The organism is Candidatus Enterococcus ikei (assembly GCF_017316105.1).
GTDB classification, from domain to species: domain Bacteria; phylum Bacillota; class Bacilli; order Lactobacillales; family Enterococcaceae; genus Enterococcus_L; species Enterococcus_L ikei.
The window spans coordinates 1-21895 of the sequence record NZ_JAFLWD010000013.1; the positions used below are offsets into that span (position 1 = coordinate 1).

At 35.5% G+C, this 21895-nt stretch carries 23 protein-coding genes; 8 read left to right on the forward strand and 15 right to left on the reverse strand.

Features of this window, described 5'->3' with window-relative positions; genetic code table 11:
• Window positions 1-103: 103 nt before the first annotated feature.
• Entirely contained in the window at window positions 104-1591 is a 1488-nt protein-coding gene (locus JZO69_RS06245) for a helix-turn-helix domain-containing protein (RefSeq protein ID WP_207112035.1), read from the forward strand.
• Window positions 1592-1691: 100 nt separating this feature from the next.
• Here JZO69_RS06245 and JZO69_RS06250 read toward each other — a convergent pair whose 3' ends face one another.
• The 8 genes from JZO69_RS06250 to nox all read right to left on the reverse strand — a co-directional run bounded on the left by JZO69_RS06250 (window position 1692) and on the right by nox (window position 9383).
• Complete coding sequence (locus JZO69_RS06250; protein ID WP_207112036.1) at window positions 1692-2003, reverse strand: HesB/YadR/YfhF family protein; 312 nt, start codon at window positions 2001-2003, stop codon at window positions 1692-1694.
• 190 nt (window positions 2004-2193) lie between these two features.
• Window positions 2194-2859 (reverse strand): potassium channel family protein, encoded by a 666-nt coding sequence (locus JZO69_RS06255; RefSeq protein WP_207112037.1) that lies wholly within the window; start codon window positions 2857-2859, stop codon window positions 2194-2196.
• A 165-nt stretch (window positions 2860-3024) separates the two neighbouring features.
• Complete coding sequence (locus JZO69_RS06260) at window positions 3025-3657, reverse strand: response regulator (protein ID WP_207112038.1); 633 nt, start codon at window positions 3655-3657, stop codon at window positions 3025-3027.
• A complete protein-coding gene (locus JZO69_RS06265; protein WP_207112039.1) occupies window positions 3632-4735 on the reverse strand; it encodes a sensor histidine kinase in 1104 nt (367 codons plus the stop codon). The genes JZO69_RS06260 and JZO69_RS06265 overlap by 26 nt, the downstream gene beginning before the upstream one ends.
• Window positions 4732-5463, reverse strand: a complete 732-nt coding sequence (gene liaF / locus JZO69_RS06270) for a cell wall-active antibiotics response protein LiaF (protein ID WP_207112040.1) — start codon at window positions 5461-5463, stop codon at window positions 4732-4734. Before liaF ends, JZO69_RS06265 begins: the two co-directional genes overlap by 4 nt.
• 233 nt (window positions 5464-5696) lie before the next feature.
• Entirely contained in the window at window positions 5697-6170 is a 474-nt protein-coding gene (gene greA / locus JZO69_RS06275; protein WP_207112041.1) for a transcription elongation factor GreA, read from the reverse strand.
• A 257-nt stretch (window positions 6171-6427) separates the two neighbouring features.
• Window positions 6428-7567, reverse strand: a complete 1140-nt coding sequence (mltG, locus tag JZO69_RS06280; RefSeq protein ID WP_430733253.1) for an endolytic transglycosylase MltG — start codon at window positions 7565-7567, stop codon at window positions 6428-6430.
• A 478-nt stretch (window positions 7568-8045) separates the two neighbouring features.
• Window positions 8046-9383 (reverse strand): H2O-forming NADH oxidase, encoded by a 1338-nt coding sequence (nox, locus tag JZO69_RS06285; protein ID WP_207112043.1) that lies wholly within the window; start codon window positions 9381-9383, stop codon window positions 8046-8048.
• Between the two features lie 258 nt (window positions 9384-9641).
• On the opposite strand from nox, the gene JZO69_RS06290 reads away from it, so the two are divergent.
• The gene (locus tag JZO69_RS06290; RefSeq protein WP_207112044.1) at window positions 9642-10145 is read left to right on the forward strand and encodes a cupin domain-containing protein; all 504 of its coding nucleotides are present in this window, start codon (window positions 9642-9644) and stop codon (window positions 10143-10145) included.
• Window positions 10146-10197: 52 nt separating this feature from the next.
• On the opposite strand, the gene JZO69_RS06295 is transcribed toward JZO69_RS06290, so the two are convergent.
• Both JZO69_RS06295 and JZO69_RS06300 read right to left on the reverse strand, forming a co-directional pair.
• Complete coding sequence (locus JZO69_RS06295; protein WP_207112045.1) at window positions 10198-10851, reverse strand: HAD family hydrolase; 654 nt, start codon at window positions 10849-10851, stop codon at window positions 10198-10200.
• 109 nt (window positions 10852-10960) lie between these two features.
• Window positions 10961-11830: an SPFH domain-containing protein gene (locus tag JZO69_RS06300; protein ID WP_207112046.1), complete on the reverse strand. Its 870-nt coding sequence runs from the start codon at window positions 11828-11830 to the stop codon at window positions 10961-10963.
• 173 nt (window positions 11831-12003) lie between these two features.
• Here JZO69_RS06300 and JZO69_RS06305 point away from each other — a divergent pair, with 173 nt between their 5' ends.
• Window positions 12004-12975: a ring-cleaving dioxygenase gene (locus tag JZO69_RS06305; RefSeq protein ID WP_207112047.1), complete on the forward strand. Its 972-nt coding sequence runs from the start codon at window positions 12004-12006 to the stop codon at window positions 12973-12975.
• 23 nt (window positions 12976-12998) lie between these two features.
• Window positions 12999-13619: a flavin reductase family protein gene (locus JZO69_RS06310; RefSeq protein ID WP_207112048.1), complete on the forward strand. Its 621-nt coding sequence runs from the start codon at window positions 12999-13001 to the stop codon at window positions 13617-13619.
• A 36-nt stretch (window positions 13620-13655) separates the two neighbouring features.
• Here JZO69_RS06310 and JZO69_RS06315 read toward each other — a convergent pair whose 3' ends face one another.
• The 4 genes from JZO69_RS06315 to JZO69_RS06330 all read right to left on the reverse strand — a co-directional run bounded on the left by JZO69_RS06315 (window position 13656) and on the right by JZO69_RS06330 (window position 18169).
• A complete protein-coding gene (locus JZO69_RS06315; protein ID WP_207112049.1) occupies window positions 13656-14006 on the reverse strand; it encodes an iron-sulfur cluster biosynthesis family protein in 351 nt (116 codons plus the stop codon).
• A gap of 52 nt (window positions 14007-14058) precedes the next feature.
• Window positions 14059-14550: a gamma carbonic anhydrase family protein gene (locus JZO69_RS06320; RefSeq protein ID WP_207112050.1), complete on the reverse strand. Its 492-nt coding sequence runs from the start codon at window positions 14548-14550 to the stop codon at window positions 14059-14061.
• A 125-nt stretch (window positions 14551-14675) separates the two neighbouring features.
• Complete coding sequence (gene efrB / locus JZO69_RS06325) at window positions 14676-16442, reverse strand: multidrug efflux ABC transporter subunit EfrB (RefSeq protein ID WP_207112051.1); 1767 nt, start codon at window positions 16440-16442, stop codon at window positions 14676-14678.
• On the reverse strand, window positions 16439-18169 hold the full coding sequence (locus JZO69_RS06330; RefSeq protein ID WP_207112052.1) for an ABC transporter ATP-binding protein: 1731 nt from the start codon (window positions 18167-18169) through the stop codon (window positions 16439-16441). The genes efrB and JZO69_RS06330 overlap by 4 nt, the downstream gene beginning before the upstream one ends.
• Window positions 18170-18362: 193 nt before the next feature.
• Between JZO69_RS06330 and JZO69_RS06335 the strand changes: the two genes are divergently transcribed.
• From JZO69_RS06335 to rnjA, 3 genes are all read left to right on the forward strand, one after another.
• Window positions 18363-18755: a YbaN family protein gene (locus JZO69_RS06335; RefSeq protein ID WP_207112053.1), complete on the forward strand. Its 393-nt coding sequence runs from the start codon at window positions 18363-18365 to the stop codon at window positions 18753-18755.
• 287 nt (window positions 18756-19042) lie between these two features.
• A complete protein-coding gene (locus tag JZO69_RS06340; RefSeq protein WP_010770914.1) occupies window positions 19043-19255 on the forward strand; it encodes a DNA-directed RNA polymerase subunit epsilon in 213 nt (70 codons plus the stop codon).
• 1 nt (window position 19256) lies between these two features.
• Entirely contained in the window at window positions 19257-20927 is a 1671-nt protein-coding gene (rnjA, locus tag JZO69_RS06345) for a ribonuclease J1 (RefSeq protein ID WP_207112054.1), read from the forward strand.
• Window positions 20928-20982: 55 nt separating this feature from the next.
• Here rnjA and JZO69_RS06350 read toward each other — a convergent pair whose 3' ends face one another.
• Entirely contained in the window at window positions 20983-21432 is a 450-nt protein-coding gene (locus JZO69_RS06350) for a universal stress protein (protein WP_207112055.1), read from the reverse strand.
• Between the two features lie 177 nt (window positions 21433-21609).
• On the opposite strand from JZO69_RS06350, the gene JZO69_RS06355 reads away from it, so the two are divergent.
• The gene (locus JZO69_RS06355) at window positions 21610-21759 is read left to right on the forward strand and encodes a hypothetical protein (RefSeq protein ID WP_207112056.1); all 150 of its coding nucleotides are present in this window, start codon (window positions 21610-21612) and stop codon (window positions 21757-21759) included.
• The last annotated feature ends 136 nt before the right edge of the window (window positions 21760-21895 follow it).

Consider the following 21895-nt stretch of genomic DNA (forward strand, 5'->3'; position numbering starts at 1 on the left):
GTTATTATGTAAATAGTAAATGTTTTTTATGATATATTCATTTTTGTGAAAAGAATAACTTTTAATCAAAAAATTATAATTATTTATTGAAGGGAGACTAAATATGTTAGAAGACATCTTATTAGATGATGTTGCCCAGCGTAAAATCAGTGTTTTTAATCAACTCTTAACTACTGCAGACGGTACATACAGTATTCACTATTTTGAGCAATTCACAGACTTTTCTTATGCTCGCTTGAACTCAATATTCTCTGAAATACATGAAGATCTCATGGAAAAGCAAAACCTTAGTTTATTAACTGATCAAGGGAAGGTACAAATTGATTCCTCAAAATTAAGAGATATTCCCTACTCTCAATTTTTATTTCGAAAAAGTTTACCTTATAAATTTTTACTTGCTACGATTTTAGAAAATAATTACACTATAGAAAATTTTTGTAGAGATCATTTCATAAGCCGAGCATCCATTATACGAAGGCTTCAACCATTAATCAATTATTTAAAAACTTTTGATATTCAACTAAATTGTTCAAAGCTTCAACTTACAGGAAAAGAAAACTTAATTCGAATTGTTTATTTAAATTTTTTTTGGATTACATCTTATGGAGAGGATCTATTTTTAGCTTTGGGTGAAGTTAAAAGAGGAATCGACCTATTTGATCAAGAAGATCATCAGTGGATGACTTATGCTGAACCAAGAGAATGGTATCTATTAACCACTATTTCCAAATTACGAATCAAAAAAAAACATTTTATTATTGAGCCTCCTTTTAAGCAGTTGGTGTTTCCTAAAACCAATACTTCTTTTATTAAAGAACTGGAAAAATTCAGGTTACCCCAACACTACATAGATAGAGAAGCTACATTCCTTTCATTTATGATGTTTTATTGGAATGTTTACGTTTACGCAGACGATCCCAGAATAAGCTATGTAAAAGAGTACATGGATAGTGAACAACAGCCATTAGGTAATTTAATTGGACGTTTTGAAGAGTTTTACCTACCGTTATTTTCTGAAAGAAAACTAACTGTTGATGAAAAAGAATTACTTAATATCAATATTTTCATAACATGTCTAAATCACTCTGTTTTAGAAGATTCTTTACCATTAACAATCAATTTTATGGAAACTTGTATGAAAGAACAAAAACCTTTGTACGTACATCTTTCTTCAAAAGTCAGGGCGTTCCTAAAAGAAATTATTTTAGAAACTGAATTTGCCTGGATAAGAAACTGCTTAGAGGACTTGGTTTATATTTGTTCATTTTTGCTACTCCCTTTTTATGAAAGAAGTAATAAGAAATATCAGTTGAATGTCGGAATTATTTTATCGCCTAATGCGATTTTCCTTCAATCTCTCTATGATTTTTTAGAACAAATTTCGTTTGTTTCTGTTTCATTTGTTACCTCAACCTCTGATGACAGCTATGATTTTTATATAGCTACATCCAAACTTCTATTGCCTGATAAGATCAAGCAAGCTAAAAATTTTCAAATTATCCCTTTATCACCAGCATTAGATTATCAAGTAAAACTCATTGATACATTACATAAAAGATACACAGAAAAGTCTTCTTATATAAGTGTTTGATACAAATAAAAATAAGCAGGTCAGACTAACATGTAGTTTGTTGTCTAAATCTGCTTATTTTTTTATTTATTTCTCTTTATTATTCATAGCATAATTTGCTTTATTGCTTTAAATCTTCACTATTTTCAGCGAATACATATTTGGGTTCATCTTTCTCTTCATCATAATCCACCAATAAATCATAGCCTTTAAAAAACCAGTCATCTGTTTCTTCTACGAAATAAGTAATGCCATCAATCACTTCTTTGACTAATGGTTGATCCGGTGCCTCAACGGACATCGCAATCGAAAAGCCTTCATGTACATCTGTTTTGCCATAAATTTTACCATAAAAGCGAATACCACTATCTGAGGTAACACCTACTTCATCGTTGAACCATTGCTGCGCACGCGGCGTAATTGTCAATTTCATCTTCGATTTCCTCCTAACATAAAAGCGTAGCCGGCTCGTCGAGTCTCAACTAAAAATAGGGAAAAACCGACTGTGATGTTTTTTCACATTCCATTTTATCTTTTTGCTGAGAAACTTACCTGCAAAGCTTACTACCACACTTTTCATTTTAGCATAGACTCAGATTTTCAGAGAATAAAGTGCTTAAGCCTTACTCGTTCATTTTTTCATCTAATAAATCAACATCATCTGTCTCTCCAACGACTAATAAATTGTCATTTTCCCTGACCATCTCTTCTGCTGCAGGAGATGCAATGACTTCGGATTTTGATCGGCGAATTGCAACTACTGTCAAGCCGAAGCGTTGACGAAAGTTCAGTTCACCTAATGTTTTTCCATAAAATTTAGGGTTTGAAACACGAACTTCTGCTAAAGAAACTTCATTTGATAATTCAATATAATCTAAAATATTTCTGGAAACTAACTTATGAGCTACTCTAATCCCCATATCTCTTTCAGGATGAACAACTAGATCTGCACCAATCTTATCAAGTACTCTTGCATGATATTCATTAACAGCTTTAGCTAACACATTAGGTACACCCATCTCTTTGACCATTAAAGTAACCAGAATACTGGCTTGGATATCCTCACCGATTGCTACGACCACATGATCGAAATTACGGATCCCTAAAGAGCGCAAAGTTGTCTCATCTTGCGCATTAGCTACAACTGCATGGGTTGCTATATTCATGTATTCATTTACTCGATCTTCATTGCTATCAATGGCTAACACTTCTTGACCAGATTCAATCAATGTTTGACAAATACTGCCACCAAATCTTCCTAAGCCGATAATTGCATAATTTTGCTTCATTTTTCCTTCTCCTACCCTTACATTTGATTTTAGTATAACAAACACCTAGACAATTGAACAGAATCAGCTGTACCTTACGCTTTTTTTACTCTGCTTTATAGTATGCAAAAAAGCAACTAAGACAAACTAATTACGTTTATTTTAGTTACTTCATTTGATTCATTTTTATTTTGCTAAGCCATGTTGAAACGCATAAATGGTCGCTTGTGTGCGGTCTTCTACATCTAATTTAGCCAAAATATTCGATACATGAGTCTTAACCGTTTTAAGCGTAATGAACAACTCATCCGCAATCTCTTGATTACTACGACCTTTAGCTATAAGCATCAAAATTTCGTTTTCTCTGTTCGTCAAATCTTCGTGAAGAACGGGTTCTTGTTTTTTAGTTAAACGTTCCATCATTTTGGTCGTGACTTCTGGTTCCAAAACTCGTTCTCCTCTTGAGATAGCTCGGATTGCATCTGCAATTTCGTGAGCCGTTGAGGTCTTCAATAGATAACCTGCAGCTCCGGCTTCAATCGCTGGATAAACTTTCTCATCATCAATAAAACTAGTGACAATAATGATTCGTGCTTGCGGCCAATCTTTTAAAATCGCCTTTGTTGATTCAATTCCATCCATGACATCCATAACTAAATCCATTAAGATTACATCTGGGCGTAATTCTAACGCTTTTTCATAGCCGATCTGGCCGTTTTCAGCTTCTCCAACCACTTCAATATCTTCTTGAATTGATAAATAAGAGGATACGCCTAATCGTACCATTTCATGGTCATCCACTAACATTACTTTGATCACTTGTTATTTCCTCCTTTATTACAGGCACTTTGATCTCAACGCTTGTTCCTTGTCCTTTAAAGCTGATTATCTTAACGATGCCGCCCATACCTGCGACACGCTCACGTATATTTTTTAAGCCGTAACTACCGGCTTTATTATCATTTTCGCTCATATCAAAACCAACTCCATCATCCACCAAACGCAATAGCACATTTTTATCTACCTGATGTAGGTAGACTTCAAGTTCTTTTGCTTTCGCATGACGAAGTGTATTAGAAAGTAGCTCTTGGACGATTCTAAACAGATGATCTTCGATACTGTTATTCAGATGAACATCTTCAACATCCCAAGTCAGCTCGATCTTGATTTTTGTTTGCAGTTCTTTTAATAATTGTTCGATTCCTTTACGTAAGCTTTTTCCTTCTAAACTTACTGGACGTAAGTGCAACAACAATGCGCGCATTTCAGATTGAGAAGCATTAATGATATCTGTGACTGTCACCAGTTGTTTACGAAACATCTCAGGTGTTTCACTTCGTTGTGCTTGCTCATTTAGCGCAGAGAGCATCATCATTGCAGCAAACAGCTGTTGGCTGACAGAATCATGAAGCTCTCTGGCCAGTCTATGACGTTCTGCTTCTAAAATCTCTTCTTTGGTTTCTCCATCCATTATTTGTGGACGGCTATTTAATAATTGCAGTTCCTTTGACATTTCTAATAATTTCGTTCTAATTCTTAAAATATCTTGATCGACTTCACCAATATATTGATCATTGCTAGCATGAGGTACACTCTTAGCTATCAGCGGATTCTCATAGCTACCTCTTGCTAATAGTCGCAGTTTTTCTTCAATTCTACCATATTGTGCTTTTTGCACAATAGATACGAGTAAAAAGGTCGATAACCCAACTAAAAGAGAAATCAAAAGCATATGGAAAATCAATGGAATGTAAAAAACTTTTCTTTGAATTAATTCCAGCATCCAGTTTTTCTGCTTGATCGAATGAAAGTATGAAAAGAGAGTAAGTAAAACAACAATAAACGTGCTGCAAGCAGCGTATAAAGAAAGCATCTGTCGTGAAACCTTACCCATCATACACGAATCACCTCAACATCTCCGACTAATGTATTAGTAATGATTTTCAAACGGCGGTTATTAGTATCAAAATCACCACTATACACTTTTAATGATTCATTTTTCAGATGATATTTTTCTTCTTCAAAGTTAACATTTCCATAAAAAGTCGAATGTTCTAACATCACTGCAACTCCTAGAGGAACTAAAATTCTTGTCCGTCCAAATCCTTTGCGAATAATAATGATGCTGTCATCTTTGGGTAATAGTGTGTTCCCCAAATCAACAATCGTGTCGCCTGAAAGAATATCAATATTAATGTCATCCCATTCATAAACGTTACTGCCGATACGTTCATTAGCAAACCAAGGACGCTTGAAACGACGCCCGCTTTTTAGTTCAACGTTGGTTGTTTCCACCATAATCATTTGTTTCTTTCGCCAAGGTGCTCGTTGTGTAATATCAACTCCGGCAATTTCTACGCCTTTTAACCCAATAAATAAAATGCCGAATACTAGCATCAACCAAAATGCAGGACTATTCATCACACCGATCAAAATCAAGATGACCCCCAACACGAGTTGAAAGTTATTGAAATTACTACGATGAACTTTTTTCATTGTATAAATAACGCTTAAGATACCCAATACTAATAAAACAACTAGACCTGGGTTATGTAAAATTTGCCATAATGCTAAAAGAAAAAGTAATGCCTCTACTACAATAAAAAAACGCCATGGGTTATTCATTATTATCCCCCTTTCTATAGAAATAGTATACCTTGATTCCCATTTTAATGTTAGTTGCTTGAGTCGCATTTTACTATAGGACTTTAGCCCTAATTTTTCAAGAAAACGTGAGTGGGATATAACTCTGCGAGTCATATCCCACTCACGTGGGGTCCAGATAAACGTTGGAATCAAAAGTATTTTCTGTCCCAATTTCGTGCAATTTTGTCATTCATCAAAATTTGCTTAGCTTTTTAGCCAACCTTGGTGATTCTTACTTGCATATCTCCACCCGGAGTCGCAATAGCTACTTGATCATCTAAACGTTTACCGATCAATGCTTGTGCAATAGGTGAATCGTTTGAAATCTTACCAGAAAATGGGTCTGCTTCTGCACTTCCAACGATTGTATATTCTTCTTCTTCACCATCAGGTAATTCAATAAATGTTACCGTTTTTCCAATTGAAACCTCATCTGAATCTACGCCATCATTATCAATGATTTGTGCAAAACGAATCATATTTTCTAATGTTGTGATTCGTCCTTCTACAAATGCTTGTTCATCTTTAGCTGATTCATACTCTGAGTTTTCAGATAGGTCACCAAAACTTCTCGCAATTTTTATACGTTCAACGATTTCTTTTCGCTTAACTGTTTTTAATTCTTCTAATTCTTGTTCTAATTTTTCTTTTCCTTCAAGTGTCATAGGAAATACTTTTTCTGCCATGTTAATTTCTCCTTCTTAACTTACTACATTGTCTTATTTTATCTTCATTGAAAAATTCCGCTTTCAATCCAGAAAAGAGTACCACGCTTTAAGCAAATTGTAAATAATATTCCCTTAATTTTTATAATTCTGCTAGAATTTTTTTGGAACTATTGACTCTTTATCCACTTTCTGAACGTAATTCATGATCTGAAGTAAAGCGAAACGAGCCGCCCATCTAACAGGTTGGCTCGTATTATAGTACGCAAACTTAAACATTATTCGCTTTTTTCAGTTTCTTTATTTACATATTTATCTACAAACTCTTGATGTTGTTCATAGGTCTCTGCAAAATACACATTACCAGTTGAGATATCAGCAACAAAGTAAAGATAATTATTTTGTGTTGGATTCAACACTGCGTTAATCGCTTGCTCACTAGGACTATCTAATGGTCCTGGACCATAACCAGTATTCTTATATAGGTTATACGGTGAATCTACTTCTAAATCCGTATAAGAGACTAATTCTTTATGTTCACCTAAAGCATAGAGAATTGAGATATCTGACTGTAACGGCATATTTGCTGCAATTCGATTAAAGAAGACTTGTGCGATTTTCTTGCGATCTTCTTCTTTTACGCCTTCTTTTTCAACTAGTGACGCAAGTGTCAATACTTGTTGGATCGTCATTCCTTTAGCATGGACCATTGGAATAAATGGTTCCATCACACTATTTGTTTTTGCAATCATTTGATCTACAAAATCTTCTAATTTTGCATCTTTGTAGTAGTCATAGGTTGCTGGGAATAAGTATCCTTCAAAGCGATAACGAACATCTTTTGCTTGCGCAGCACTTGCTAATAATTCAGGATATTTTTGATTCATTGTATTGAAAAACTCTTGATTTTTCATCAATTCAATAAATTGATTTTTCTTAAAACCAGTATTTTTTTCGATTGCATCACCGATTTTGTCAATGTCAAAACCTTCTGGTATCGTAAGCTTTCCATCTGCAAGCTGTGTTGGTTCGGCTGTTCCGCCTTCTCGCAACAGAGCACCAATTTCATCTAGTGTCATGTTAGGCGACATTTGATAGTATCCCGCCTGAAAATCAGTTAGATTTTTAAATTTAGCATAATAATTGAAGACCATGCCACTTTTGATGACTTTGCTATCTTCTAAAATATTGGCAATTTTCTTATTAGATGAATCTTCTGGGATATGCACCTGAACTAATTTTGTATCTTTTTTATCCAACGGCTGTAACCCAGAATTAACATACTTATAAAGAGTAAAGCCAAAAATAGCAATCACTAATATTAAAACAGAGGCCACGATCAATACAATTCTACTGACAATTCGGTCTTCTTTTTTTCTAGTGCGTTTGTTTTCGTTATCGTCATTAGGTTTCTGTATATTATTAGATTCTTCTGTTCCAGTTTCCTTATCTGCACGTCTTGTATGGTGCTCTGAGCTACGTGAGCCAACTGATTCCACCTCGGTAGATTGTACAGGTTCTTTTTGGTAATTATTTGGTGAATTGTCTGTTCTAATATATTCTGCTTCGTTATGCTGTGATAAGTTCTGAGCATTGTGTTCAGAGGAAGCTGAATCATCATTTCCAATCTCTTCTCCTCGCAAAGAACGCAAAACCTGATCTTTGAATGAAGATGTGGAATGATCTTGATTATTTTGGTTATCGTCTGCCAAAACAAATCCTCCTTACTTTCTATGTATCGTCTTTAACTTTAACCATTATACATGAAAGATTTTTAAATTTAAACTTTTTTAGAGAAAAGTCACTAACTTGTAAGAATCGTTTTCTGTGCTTAATAAAAAAAGGCATGGAACTTGAGCTTCCAGCCTCTTGATTAAAAACGCTTTTTCTTCTAGATTACTCAGCACTAAGTGCAGCCATCGTAATATAGTTATAAGGCTGATTGAAATGCGGTAAGAAGAAAATATCTAATAATTTTAGTTTGTCGATTGTTACTTGTTCTTCGATTGCTAATGAGAACATGTGGATTCCCATTGAAATATCTTCGTAGGAAGCCATTTGTGCGCCGACTATTCTGCGGCTGTCTTCTTCATAAACGATTCTGATTTTTACTTTATTGTTTTCTTTCATGAAGCCTGGTTTTTGCAGGTCTTCAAATTCAGTGTATTTTATTTTTAGTCCTAATTTTTCTGATTCTTGCACTGTCAGACCTGTAGAAACCATATGATAGCCAAAAATTGAAATACCGTTTGAGCCTTGAACTCCGATTGATTCTAATGGTGTACCACCAATATTATGTGCTGCAACAATTCCTGAGCGAACAGCATTTGTCGCTAATGCGATATAGGTTGTTTGTTGCACAGCGTTTGAGAAGATGGTTGAACAATCGCCGACTGCATAAACATCTGGGTCGCTAGTTTGTTGATGCAGATCAACAAGATAAGCTCCATTGGCAAACAATTCTAAGTGATCTTTTCCTAAAGCATTATTTGGTCTAAACCCAATGGCATTGATCACTAAATCAACTGCATATTCGCCTTTATCTGTTACGATAGCTTCAACTTTTTCAGTTCCTTTGTATTCTTTGGCTAATTCATTGTAATGAAGATCAAGACCATTGTCCGCTAAGACTTTGTCCATGTCATCCGTGAACCATTTGTCGTAGTAATTCGGCAAGCATCTTTCGGCTGCATCAAACAGCAAGACATTCTTACCACGACGCTTAGCGGCTTCCGCAATCTCAACTCCGATGTAGCCAGCCCCGATTACAGCAACGGTTTTAACTTCTTCTTTTGCCATTGCAGCATCGACTGTTTGACCATCTTGAAAAAGTTTTAAAAATTCAACATTTTTCAAATCTCTTCCAGGAATATTTGGATTGATTGGCGCTGAACCTGTTGCCAAGATCAATTTATCATAGCTTTCTGTAAATTCTTCTCCATTGTGTTTTTTACAGTGAACAATTTTTTGTTTAAAATCAACACGCTCTACTGTTGTTTCCATATAAATTTTAGCGCCTTTTGCTTCAAAAGCTTCTTTGTTCGTATAGAATAAATTCTCGTATGATTCGATTTGACGACCTACCCAAAGCGCCGTCCCGCAACCTAAATAACTAAGGTTGGTATTTCGGTCGATCATCACTACTTCTTGATCCGGATAAGTATCCAATAATGTATTCGCCGCGGCAATCCCTGCATGGTTTGCACCTACAATAACAGTTTTTATTTTGCTCATAAGACTCTCCTTCATGTGATTTATTGAACTTAATTATAACCGAAGAAAGGGTTTTCTTTTATCAAATTCTAAGGATATTATTAAAATATTTGAGAATTACTAATTTTTGCCGTAGAACCAATCGATTTCAGCGTTTTTCCACATTAAAAATTTCATTTTTTTCAACATAACAGTTAAAATGTATCTATTGAAGAACGACGATGACTGTATAAAAAAACGATTGTTGAACTTCTATTTAAATTACTCGGAGGAACGATTATGGAAAAAAATCAAGATTATTGGATTGCTCAACTTAAGCTGGAACCTCACCCAGAAGGCGGTTATTTCAAACAAATTTTACGCTCTGAACAATCACTACAAGTATCAGCTGATACAACAAGGCCTTATTACACAAGTATTTATTTTTTATTGACCAAAGGAAATCCTTCTCATTTTCATCGCTTGACCTCGGATGAAGTGTGGTATTACCATGCTGGTTCTCCTTTAAGTATTCATTTGCTACATCCAGATGGTCGCTATGAAATAATTCAATTAGGAACTGATTTAGAAAAAGGAGAAGTGTTGCAAGCTATTGTACCTAAAAATGTGATTTTTGGCTCAAGTATCGAAAGTAGTGGGGAATTTGCCTTAGTCAGTTGTATGGTTTCTCCTGGATTTGATTACCAAGATTTCGAGTTATTCACAAAAGAACAATTGAATGTGCTTTATCCTGAACATAAAGAAATCATTGCACGCTTAGCTTATGACCAATTACCAGAATAAAACAAAAAAAAGAGCTTCATACCTAGTTTGGCATCGAACGCTCTTTTTTACTTTAGTCATTAATAATTATTTTTTCAATGTCGCTAGGGTTTGCAGCGATAAATGAAGCCCCTGCCCTTTTCAATTCTGCTACATCACCAAATCCGTATAACACACCAATACTAGCTAAACCATTTTCTTTAGCTCCTAATATGTCATGGCTCCGATCACCGATCATGATCGTTTCATTCAAAGAGGAAATTTTTGCTTCTTTTAGCGCATAACGAATAACATCCCCTTTTTTTGAGCGACTTCCATCTAGGCTAGCTCCATAAATACCATTAAAATAATCGCTTAAATGAAAATGCTCCAAAATCTTTTTCGCATAAATCTCTGGCTTAGATGTTGCAATATACAAACGACAATCAGCTTTTTTCAAGGTCAGCAATAATTCCAAAATTCCCTCATAAACATGATTTTGGTACATTCCTTTCACCTGGTAATATTCACGATAATAACTCACTGCCTGTTCCGTTGATTTCTCATCTAAGTTATATAACTGTTTAAACGAGTCATTTAAAGGCGGGCCAATAAAAGAATAAAGTTCATTTTTTGTAGGTAGCGTCAAATTCATTTTTTCTAAAGCATAGGTCACTGAGTTGATAATGCCTTCACTAGAATCTGTGATTGTTCCATCTAAATCAAATAAAATTGTTTTATATTGCATAATAGACTCACTTTCTTTTTCTTTTATCCTATCATAATTTTAGATATCAGCTAAATAAAATAAAAAAACAGAAGTCCTTAAGTATGGACTTCCGTCTGTAAAAATTGTTCTATCTTTCATGAACTTCCCCAGTATTGATCACAGGCTGAGTGCCTTTATCTGTAATGATCGATACGAGAAGATTGTTGATCAATTGAACTTTACGGTCGTCAGTAAAATTGATTTCTTGCCCATCTTCTATTTGCTCCAGAGCCATTTGCGTCATAGAAACTGCTCCTTCAACAATAATTTGTCGTGCAGAAAGAATGGCTTTGGCTTGTTGCCGTTGCAGCATTGCACTGGCAATTTCTGTCGCATAAGCAAGATGGTTTAAGCGAGTTTCGATCACTTCAACGCCAGCTACAGATAAACGTTCTTGCAATTCTTTGGCCATTTCCTCTGAAACTTCAGTTGTATTTCCACGTAAAGTCAAATCATCGTCATTAAACGTATCATAAGGATATTGTGTCGCAATATGGCGAATCGCTGTTTCACTTTGGATTTCTATAAAATCTTGATAGCGATCAACATCGAACAAGGCTTTCGCTGTATCAACTACTTTAAAGACGACAACTGCAGAAATTTCAACGGGATTCCCATCTGAATCATTTACTTTTAACAATGAGCTATTAAAGTTGCGTACTTTTAACGAAACATTGATTTTTTGAGTTAAAGGTGTTGTCACAAATAAACCATTATCTTTGATCGTACCTAAATATTGTCCAAAAAATAAAATCGCTTTCGCTTGATTTGGACTAACGATCGTTAATGAACTTAAAAACAAAGCCGAGATTACCCACAATACCAGTCCAATCGTAATCATGCCAAAACTTTCATCTGTTACACCAAAATAAAAACAATACCCTCCAATGACAATTAAAATTACCAACACGACCAAGGCAATATAACCGTTAACATGAAACGTTTTTTTCTCTTCCATGATTTTTCCCCCACTCTCTTTTTCCATTTAATATCCCTATAGTACTCCTTCTTAACATTTCCATCAATAGTTAAGAAAAGATAAAAAAGTTGCTTATTTCTTAGTTTAGATGTAAACTTACTTTTAGTAAGTGAATAACAAAAGAATAACTACTAATTTGGAGGTTTTATATTATGGATACACAAATTCGCGGAATTCACCATGTTACAGCAATGACATCAAGTGCAGAAAAAATCTATCGCTTTTTTACTGATACTCTTGGATTACGGCTAATCAAAAAAACAGTCAATCAAGATGACATTCAAACTTATCATTTATTTTTTGCAGATGATCTTGGGTCTGCTGGTACTGATATGACCTTTTTCGACTTTCCAGGTATTCCACAAGGCAGTAAAGGGACAAATACTATTTCCCGCACATCTTTTCGTGTTAAAAATGATGCCTCTTTAACTTATTGGATCGATCGTTTTAACGAGCATAAAATCGATCACGGAGAAATTCAAGAACGTTTCGGTAAAAAGTACCTTGAATTTGAAGATTTCGACAAGCAACAGTATCAATTGATCTCTGATGAAAACAATCACGGTGTAGCAAGTGGCACGCCTTGGAAAAAAACAGACGTTCCAGCTGAGCATGCTTTGATTGGATTAGGTCCAGTCTTTGTCACTGTAGCAGATTTTGACCATATGCAACGGGTTTTAGTTGAAGTCTTAGGCTTTAAGCTTGTAGATGCGCAAGGTAGTTTTCATCTATTTGAAGTAGGTGAAGGTGGCAATGGCGGAAGTGTTATCGTTGAACATCGGGATGATCTTCCAGATGCACAAGAAGGTTTTGGAAATGTTCATCACCTAGCTCTTCGTGTAGCTGATCAAGATGCTTTACGCTTTTGGATTAACAAAATCAATCAACTTCAATTTCCTAACTCTGGTTTTGTTGAACGTTTTTATTTCAAATCTGATTATTTCAGAGCGGCTCCTCACATTTTATTTGAATTAGCCACTGATGGACCAGGTTTCTTGGAAGATGAAACTTATGAAGCTGCAGGAGAAAAATTGTCTTTACCACCATTTTTAGAAGGAAAAAGAAAAGAAATCGAAGAATTTGTTCGTCCATTTAACACTTCTGACGCCAATAAAACACGTTAATAACAGAGAAATGGAGGAGCCTTATGTTGCATTATCCAACCAAATTTTTGTCAGCAAAACAAGCTTATAAATTTCTATCTGGCAGTATCATCCCACGTCCTATCGCATGGGTAACAACGCTGAATAAAAATCACGAAACCGTAAACGCAGCACCATTCAGCTTTTTTAACGCTGCGGCTTCTGATATTCCATTAGTCACCCTATCGATTCTTAGACGAGATGGAGAAATAAAAGATACTGCTAGAAATATTATAGACACGAAGGAACTGGTAATCCACTTAGTGAACGATCAAGTCGTTGAATCGATGAACCAAACAGCTGCCTCTCTAACAGCTGATCAAAGTGAAATTATCATCAATAAAATAGAAACAACTGCCAGTAACTCGGTGACAGTTTCCGGAATTAAGGCTGCACCTATTCGTATGGAAGCACGATTACATCAATATGTCCCAATTAAAAATCATGACGATCAGATCATTACTGATTTATTTATTGTTGAAATAACCGATTTTTATTTTGATGAAGCTATATTTGATCAAGAAAGTGAATACATCTTACCAGAAGTCTTCAAACCGATTGCACGTTTAGCTGGTAATACGTATGCTCATATTGATAGCTTATTCGATTTAAAAAGACCAAACTAAAAAAACGAGAAGGAATTTCCCTTCTCGTTTTTTTAGTTACGGTCGTAAATCTACAATCGGAACATTCCCATCCAAAATACCACTAGGACTTTTCAACTTAAATACTTGTAAACGAGGATCAACTTCTAGCGCCATCTCTGCATCTAAATAGCGTTTAGAGTAATCCTTGATATAAATAGCGCCAATAGACGAATCTACTGTCAAATTAAAATCAGATTTATCCTGCATTTGATCCAATATCAATAAACGGAAACTTGTATCAAGAGAACAAACACCCATTTTAGAATACTTGCCAACACCATCATCTAAATCCAAAATAATCACTGCTTTACTTTCAATGTAAGGGGTCAATTTTACTTGTGCTTCATCACTAATAGTTAGAAACATTCCTTCCTCGCCTCTTTCTTTTCTTGTATCGTCAGCCTACTATTACACTTTTTTAGTTTAAACGTTCAAAGTTTCCTGCAGCAAATTCTTTCGATAAATCCACATAATGTTGTGCATTTTCTTTGTTTTTACGAATTTCTTCTCTCGTCAAAGGACGTATAACTCGAGCTGGACGTCCGAATGCTAAAACATTAGGTGGAATCTCAGTTCCTTCAGTGACTAAAGAGCCTGCACCAATCAAACTATTTTTCCCAATCTTAGCATGATTTAAAACCGTTGAACTCATGCCAATCAAGGCTCCGTCTTCTATCGTACAACCATGAAGCATGCAGTGGTGTCCAATTGTTACATTTTCTCCAATTATGACTGGTGCATCCTGATCAACATGGATCACGGTGCCATCTTGTACGTTACTTCCAGCATTGATCGTAATTGCATTGTTATCTCCTCTAAGCACCGATTGAAACCAAATACTAGTATCTTTAGCTAGCACAACATTACCATAAACATCGGCACTTGCTGCAATAAAATACTCTTTTGTCATATCGTTCACCTCTTCTACTGACCTTAGTATAACAAATTCGGCTAAATTACGTAGTTAAAAATGCTTCTTCATCCCCATCAAAAAAAGGAAAGACCCCCTTAATCGGTGTCTTTCCTTCATACTTGTTAATCGTAATCGCCATCTTCAGCAAATTGACTATTATACAGCTTTTCATAAAAACCGCCTTGCTCTAATAGCTCGTTATGCGTTCCTTTTTCAATGATTTCTCCTTGGTTCATAACAAGAATCAAATCAGCTTCACGAATCGTTGATAAACGGTGTGCGATCACAAAACTTGTGCGCCCTTCCATTACTCGTTCCATCGCTTTTTGAATCAAAGCTTCCAGACGAGTATCAACTGAACTTGTCGCTTCATCTAAAATCAAAATTCTTGGATCAGAAATTACTGCTCTAGCAATCGTCAATAATTGTTTTTGCCCTAGAGAAACATTGTCTCCTTCAGAATTGATTTCCATCTCGTAGCCATCAGGCATTGTGCGGATAAAGTGATCAACATTAGCTGTCTTAGCTGCATCCACAACTTCATAATCAGTCGCATCTAATTTACCAAAGCGGATATTATCAGCAATCGTTCCTTCATATAGCCAGGCATCCTGTAAGACCATCCCAAAGACAGAGCGGACATCACTTCGATCCATTTTCTTCGTATCGATACCGTCGATTTTGATTGCTCCAGCATTAACATCATAAAAGCGCATCAATAAATTGATTAATGTGGTTTTTCCGGCACCAGTTGGACCAACTATAGCAACTGTTTGACCTGCTTTTACTTCAAAGTTCAAATTTCTGATCAATGGTTTCGCTGGATCATAACTAAAGCTGACATTGTCAAACTGAACAGAACCTTGAACTTTTTCTGGTAACGGAATATTATGTTCATTCAATTCTTCTTCAGGCTCATCCAAAATTTCAAACACGCGTGTCGTTGCGGCAGAAGCGCTTTGCAATGCTGCTGACAGTTGCGTGATGTTTCCCATTGGCTGACTGATTTGCCAAATATATTGGATGAATGCTTGTAATTGTCCAACCACGATAGCTCCAGTAATCACATAATAACTACCTAAAACAGCCATACCGATATAGGTACCATAAGCTGTCATTTGAACAAGTGGTAACATCAACCCTGAAATAAATGTTGCTTTAAAACCAAAGCTATTCAAGTTATGGTTAACTTTTTTAAAGCCTTGTAAGGTTTCTTTTTCTCGTCCGTAAAGTTTTAACACACTAAAACCAGTCATATTTTCTTGTACATAACCATTTAAATTTCCAAGTGCATTTTGCATTCCTTGGAAATATTTTTGTGAGATACCAACGATTGTTTTTGAGATAAATAATGACAAAGGAATCATTATGATCGAAATCAGCGCCATCAACCAATTGATATAAAACATCATCACAACAGCCATTACAATTCCTAAAATAGCTGAGACAATATTAATGAAACTTTGCTGCATCGCATTACTCACAGCATCCACATCATTCGTTACACGAGATAAAATATTTCCTTGTTGATTTTTATCAAAATAAGAAACTGGCAAGCGATTGATTTTTTCATCGATATCTCGACGTAAATCGCGCATAGAATGCTGAACAACTGTTGCCATCAAAAATCCTGACAAAAATTGTGCGGCACAATAGCCAAGTCCTACAATCAAAATCCAAATCAGGCATTGAATGATATATGAGTAATTCAAACCCGTTCCTTCAGCAACATTTTTACTAATTTCTGTGATGGGCAGTCCTGAAACATACGGCAACGCAGCATTAAAAGCAACAGTTAAAATCGTAAAGATAATCACTAAAATAAATGTTCCTTTATACGGGTTGATATATCTACCTAAACGTCTAATAGAAGAGAGTGCGTTTTTCATGCTAATTCCTCCTCTGACAATTGAGAAGCAGCAATATCATAATAGATAGGGCAATTCTCAAGTAATTCACGATGGGTTCCGATGCCAACGACATCTCCTTCATTTAAAACAACGATCTTATCTGCATGCATGATCGTTCCCACACGTTGTGCCACGATCAGAACAGTTGATTCGGTTGTTTCTTTTTTCAAACGAGCTCTTAAATTTGCATCGGTTTGATAATCTAATGCTGAGAAACTGTCATCAAATATATAAACTTCTGGACGACGTATTACAGCTCTAGCAATTGCCAAACGTTGTTTTTGACCACCCGAGAAGTTTGTTCCACCTTCTGAAAGAAGCTCATCATAGCCATCAGGCTTTTGAGAAATAAACTCTGTCGCTTGGGCAATCTCGGCAGCTAATTCCATCTCTTCAAGAGTTGCGTCCTCTTTACCATAACGCATATTTTCTGCGATTGTTCCTGTGAATAGTAACGCTTTTTGCGGAATATAACCGATCTTATTGCGTAGTGTACTTAATTTGTAATCACGTACATCCACTCCATCAAGCAATACTTCACCTTCTGAAACATCATAAAAACGTGGAATCAATTGGATCAAAGTAGATTTCCCACTCCCAGTACTTCCGATAAACGCCACCGTTTCTCCAGGGGATGCTGTGAAATTAACATTACGGATCACAGGACTTTCTGAATGTCCAGGATAAGCAAATGTAACATTTTTAAATTCTAAGTAGCCTTTAGTTTTTGTTTCTGTTACGCCTGCTTCATTTTCACGAATCACTGGCTCCATATCAAATGCTTCTTGAATTCGACGAGCTGAAACAGCCGCACGAGGGTACATCATGAACACACTGGCAAATAACATAAACGAAAATAATGCGTGGAAAATATATTCAATAAACGCAATCAAATCACCAACTAATAAGCTGCCTTGGTCGATTTGTAGCGCACCATTCCAAATGATTAATACCATTACGATATTAAATAAGAAGAAAAATCCTGGTTGAGCTGCTGCCATCAAACGGAACAAGCTTTTTGAGCTTTTCGTATAGTCTTCATTGACTTTGCTAAAACGGCTTTCTTCAAACTTCTCATTAACAAACGCCCGGATCACTCGTAAACCGGAAAGATTTTCTCGTAAAATTCCGTTGATTCCATCTAGATTTTTTTGTTGTTTATTTGATAAAGGTTCAGATATTTTAGCAATCAATACCACGGCGGCCAAAAGAAACGGCAACGCACCTAAAACAAACCAACCTAATGACGGACTTGTTCGCATAACCATATATAAGCTGACGAAAAACATCATCGGTGTCATGAAACCAATACGCAAAATATTCCCCATAAACAACATGATTTGATACGCATCATTTGTCGTTCTAGTAATCAGCGAAGATACACCTATTGTTTCATATTCACGATGGGAAAAAGTCTGTACTTTTTCAAATAGATCATCTCGAATATCACGGACAATATTTGTTGTCATTCGTGCGCCAAAATACCCCAACATAATATTCATCGCCACACCAACAACTGTGATTCCGATCATCAACAAGCCTTGCTGTTTTACATAAGCATAGTCATTATTTTTGATCCCCACATCGATCATTCGTGCTAAAATCGTTGGTAATCCTAGTTCTATCAATATAAATCCAAAAACACAAATGAAATCTAAAAACAATAATTTCTTATATCTCATCGTGTAACGCCACATCAATTTCAATCTATCATCTCCTATTACAATTTTTTACCCAGTACTTCCACTATAGCATAAAACTAATAGTCAGGTAAATTATATTTAAATGAAAATCCTACAGTTTTCAAGTGAATACTAAACTGGAACATTTTTACTATGTTATAATGGTAGTTACTTTAATTTTCAAACTAAAATAGGATGAAAGCGATAGGATCAAGCTATGAAAAAAATACTTTATATTTCTTTAGGATGTCTCACATTTGGGTTAGGAACTTTAGGGATTTTTCTACCAATTTTACCTACAACGATTTTTTATATTTTAACTGCCTTTTTCTGGATGCGCAGTTCTGATTATCTGTATACAAAATTTATTAAATCCACCTATTATCAAAAATATATCCAAGAATCTATTGTGGAAAAAAAGATCACACCGCTAGGCAGAGTAAAATTATTTTCAACTTTATTTGTGGTTTTTGCGATTCCTTGTCTGATTGTCCAAAACCCATTGATGACCACTACCTTAGCCATTGTCTTTTTACTTCATCTAGTTTTTCTGAATTTGTATTTTAATAAAAAGAAATCTACTCCTTTAGACAAACCAAATGAATACTAAGGTTTTCTTTAAAGTAACAAGTCTGTTTCTATACTTATTCGCTGTTTTATGATAAAATACGATTAATTGTTGTACAACACAACACAAGGGACGGTTGAAGAAAGATAGTTTCCATAAAACAAGTAACGTGAAGCAAAGTCGAGGCTTCATATCATCATCAACTGATGTTTTTGATGACAATTGTTTTTCAGGTGGTCAACCACCTCATTTTGTTGTGTTCAAAATTACAGTAAGAAATTATTAAAAATAAATAACCAACTGCATTGGCAGATAAAGGAGAAAAAACTATGATTTATAAAGTTTATTATCAAGAAACAAAAACAAGAAACCCAAAAAGAGAAGATACAAAATCAATCTATGTTGAAGCAGAAAACGATGTTATCGTTCGTCAACAAGTAGAAGAAAATACCCCATATAATATTGAATACATTCAAGCGCTTGATGAAAATCACTTAGCTTATGAGCAAGAGCATGCGGAATTTTCTTTAACGGAGTTTTAGTATGAAAGTAAATATAAAAAACAATGAAACCGGCGTTTTTGCTATAGGCGGTTTGGGCGAGATCGGAAAGAACACTTATGGGGTTCAATTCCAAGATGAGATCATCATTATTGATGCTGGAATCAAATTTCCAGAAGATGATTTGCTTGGGATCGACTATGTTATTCCAGATTACAGCTACATCGTTCAAAACCTGCACAAAATTAAAGCGTTAGTTATCACTCATGGACACGAAGATCATATCGGTGGTGTACCGTATTTATTGCGTCAGGCAAACATACCGATTTATGCTGGGCCTTTAGCTTTAGCTTTGATCACTAATAAATTAGATGAACATGGTTTATTGTGTGATGCCGAGATGCATGAAATCAATGAAGATACAGTGATTCGCTTCCGTAAAACATCTGTAAGCTTTTTTAGAACAACGCATAGTATTCCCGATGCTTTAGGTGTAGTCGTTAAGACTCCTTCCGGCAATATCGTTGCAACAGGTGATTTTAAGTTTGACTTTACGCCAGTCGGTGAACCAGCAAACTTACATCGGATGGCAAAATTAGGTGATGAAGGCGTTTTGTGTCTGCTTTCAGATAGTACAAACGCTGAAATTCCAACCTTTACTAAATCAGAAAAAACAATTGGCTCTTCTATTTTAAAAATTTTCGAAAAAATCGAAGGACGAATTATTTTTGCCAGTTTTGCTTCAAATATTTTCCGACTGCAACAAGCTGCTGATGCAGCGGTTAAAACGGGGCGTAAGATTGCGGTATTTGGGCGCAGTATGGAAAATGCGATTGTCAATGGTGAACGTTTAGGTTACATCAACGTTCCTAAAGGGACTTTCGTAGATGCCTCTGAATTAAATCAGCTGCCTGCAAATGAAACAATGATTTTATGTACAGGCTCACAAGGTGAACCGATGGCTGCTTTGAGCCGGATTGCTAACGGAACTCACCGTCAAATTTCAGTACAGCCTGGTGATACTGTTATCTTTTCAAGTTCACCAATTCCTGGTAATACAACAAGTGTAAACCGTTTGATCAATCTTCTTTCAGAAGCAGGTGCCGAAGTTATCCATGGTAAAATCAACAATATCCATACTTCCGGTCATGGCGGGCAAGAAGAACAAAAATTAATGTTGCGTTTAATGAAGCCAAAATATTTTGTCCCTGTTCACGGTGAATTTAGAATGTTGAAAATCCACGCTTCGTTAGCACAAGATGTCGGTGTTCCTGCTGACAATTGTTTCATTATGGAAAATGGTGATGTTTTAGCACTGACCGCTGATGATGCACATATTGCTGGACACTTTAACGCTAACGATGTTTATGTAGATGGTAACGGTGTCGGTGATATCGGTAATGTGGTCTTGCGTGACCGCCGAATTCTTTCTGAAGAAGGATTGGTTCTTGCCGTTGCTACAGTCGATATTAAAAATAAAGAAATCTTAGCTGGTCCAGATATTTTATCTCGCGGATTTGTTTATATGAGAGAATCTGGCGAAATGATCCATGAAGGACAACGTTTATTATTTAACGCGATCCGTGAAGCATTGCGTGATGAAAATTGTACAGAAGCAAAATTGTGTGATGCAATTACAGCGGCTTTACAACCGTTCTTATTTGAAAAAACAGAACGTCATCCAATGATTTTACCAATGATCATGACATCATGAGTTTGACTATCAAAAAAAGGCAACTGACGGATTTTATCTGTCAATTGCCTTTTTTCTATACTATATTATTCACCACTAAAACATTGGCCTTTGTATGATTAACAACGTAAGAGGTCGTTGAGCCTACCATCAACCTTTCAAAACCATTTAAACCAGTTCTGCCAATTACAATCAAATCGATTGGTTCTTTTGACTCTGTAAAATCAGCAATCAACGTTTTCGGATAGCCATACATAACATACGTAAATACTTGGGTCAGTCCTAGTTCAAGAGCTTTTGACTCTCTTTCCTTCATTGCTTCTTCTTCTCTTGTGCGAAGTTCTTCCATCATTGTTCCCATTGACATTGTCAATTCGCCAAAATAATTGCCCATTTCTTCAATAACATACAAAATGTGTAATGCAGCATTATTTCGTTTAGCAATTTTAACCGCTTCTTGAAATGCTTTTTCTGATTGATCCGAACCATCCACAGCAACTAAAATATTCTTATACGTTTCTCCCATGATAAAAACCTCCTTCTTTGATAGCTTCATTGTACTACAAAAAAGGGCTTTCAACAAAAATACTGCTAGAACTTAAACTTCCCTCTTTACACTTTTAGCAAAGCATGTTATAGTAACCATGGAATTTCGTTATCAGATATCGTTGCCTTTCATAAGAATCAAGAGAGGAGAATTATTATGACATTTGGTAATAAAGTATTAAAATACCGTGTAGCACTTGATACAAAGAAAAATTTGTTTATGGCTATTGATGCAAATGACCAAGCAAATATTGCTTATGGTATCACGATTACACAAGCAGTAAAAGAATTGAAAAAATCTATTTAAGGAGTTATCAACCTAAATGAACGATTCAAGTTCTAATACGATTTAAAGGTATCTAGTGAATAATAGTCACAGATGCCTTTTTTGTTTTGTATTAGATTTTTTCTTGCTTAGTTCTTTTTTTAATTGAAGGTACATT